At 59.6% G+C, this 1,807-nt stretch carries 3 protein-coding genes; all 3 read right to left on the bottom strand.

The genetic code is table 11. The annotated features are described in order from the left end of the window. A partial coding sequence (locus CCE92_RS15665) for an amidase family protein (RefSeq protein ID WP_144391047.1) occupies positions 1-538 on the bottom strand: 538 nt, incomplete at its 3' end. 96 nt (positions 539-634) lie between these two features. Next, the gene (locus CCE92_RS15660; RefSeq protein WP_162287899.1) at positions 635-1,111 is read right to left on the bottom strand and encodes a DinB family protein; all 477 of its coding nucleotides are present in this window, start codon (positions 1,109-1,111) and stop codon (positions 635-637) included. 149 nt (positions 1,112-1,260) lie between these two features. Further along, positions 1,261-1,554 (bottom strand): DUF2188 domain-containing protein, encoded by a 294-nt coding sequence (locus CCE92_RS15655; RefSeq protein ID WP_088009631.1) that lies wholly within the window; start codon positions 1,552-1,554, stop codon positions 1,261-1,263. Positions 1,555-1,807 lie beyond the last annotated feature (253 nt).

The raw sequence follows: 1,807 nt of genomic DNA, 5'->3' as shown, positions 1-1,807 counted from the left end.
TGAAGGAAGCGGGGATGCGGATGGAACCGCCGCCATCGCTCGCGCCAGCCGCCGGGACGATGCCGGACGCGACCGCCGCTGCCGCGCCGCCGCTTGAGCCGCCGGGTGAATGGGCGGGATTCCACGGGTTGCGCGTCGCCCCGTGGGCTTCGGGTTCGGTGATGTTCTTGAGGCCGTATTCCGGCGTGTTCGTGTGGCCGATGAATGCCATGCCGGCTTCTCGCAGTTTCGCGACGTAGTTCGAGTCGCGGCTGCTCGCGCTGAACATGAGGAGTTTCGAGCCGGATGTCAGTTTTTCACCGGCCAGCGCCTGCGAGATGTTCTTCAGCGCGTACGGCACGCCGGTGAACGGGCCGTCGGGGAACTGTTCCGCAAGCACCTTGTCTTTGCGGGTGTGGGTGAATGCATTCAGCTCCGGGTTGACCTGTTTGAGGCGGGCGAAGCTGAGGCCGAGCAGTTCGGCCGGCGTGACTTCGTTCTTTTTGATGAGCGACGCGAGCGCCACCGCGTCGCATTTCATGTATTCCTGCAGATTCATCGGATCCCTCCAGTGAAGTGATGATCATTTCATCTACTTAGTGTAGCAGATTCAGCGGAGCGGCATCCCGGAGGCAAGCAAAAATCCCGCCTGGCGTCAGGCGGGATCCTGTTTGTGCACGATGAGTCCGTCGATTTCCTTCTGGTGCTTCCGGTCGTGCTCGACCATGCCGGTGAAGTAGTCGAGCAGCGTGAAATCGGGATTTCCCGGGTATGGCTGCGCAAACCGCTCCTCCGGAATCTTATCGATGAACGACACGAGCGCTTCCCGGACCGCGACGAATTCGTCGATCAAGTCCTCCTTCGAAATACCGGACCGCGCGTGTTCCCGCGCGTGGCGGTTCACTTCCTCCACATCCACTTTCACTTTCGGCAAGTCGTCATCCCGCAGCAGATAGGCGATCCGGTTTTCAATGATAAACTTGTCCCACGCGATGAAATGAGAGATGACATCCGCCGTCCCCCACGTGCCTTCCCGGAACGGCCGGAACCACTGTTCCTCCGACAGTGCCTTCAGCGACTCCGCCCATTCCGCCGTCTTCCGTTTCTCCTCTAAGATATGCGCTTTATCCAACGCAATCCCCTCCCGCCTCAGTCATACTTGTTTTATTCGCCGGGGCGGGACGGTTTTCCTTCCAGAATAAAGGAAGTGATGCCGCAGAAAGACAGCCCGCCGCGAGCGGCAGGCTGTCGGGTTCGTCCGATAGGATCCAAGGATGCGGATCATCCGTTGTCGTCGTTGTCGTCGTCCTCGTCAAAGTCGAAATTTTCCTGGCGCTCGATTTGGCCGTCCTCGTCATGGATGACGGCGATCGAGCCGGCTTCCTTCGCGCGGCTGATGGCGTCATCGATCGCTTTGTCGCGGTCATCATAGCGCTCGACCGGGTCGTCTTCCCCTTCGCGCTTGATCGCCCAGCCGCCTTCGTCGCCGCCAGGGACGACATGGAAGCGCGCATCTTCCGTGCCGGCGCGTTCCTCGAAATACTCGCTGCGGTTTTTGTGGTCGTTGTCTGCCATTGAATAAAACCTCCTTGGTTGTGCGTGTCTTAGTCTCTATATTACCCTGTCGCGGCAGCGGAAAACGTGGGGAGGGCGGCGAGAATAGGAGAGAGCGGGATGAGGGGGTGAGAGAACGAGATAAAGGGGGCGAGAACGGGATAAGGGGCGGCGAGAACGAGATAAGGGGCGGCGAGAACGGGATGAGATCGATCAAGACCCAGATAAAGCCTATCAAGACCGAGATAAGGGCGTGCGAGACCGAGATAAGGGG

Source organism: Indiicoccus explosivorum (assembly GCF_002167005.1).
In the GTDB taxonomy this organism is placed as follows: Bacteria; Bacillota; Bacilli; order Bacillales_A; family Planococcaceae; genus Indiicoccus; species Indiicoccus explosivorum.
This window is presented reverse-complemented; position numbering and strand designations above follow the sequence as displayed.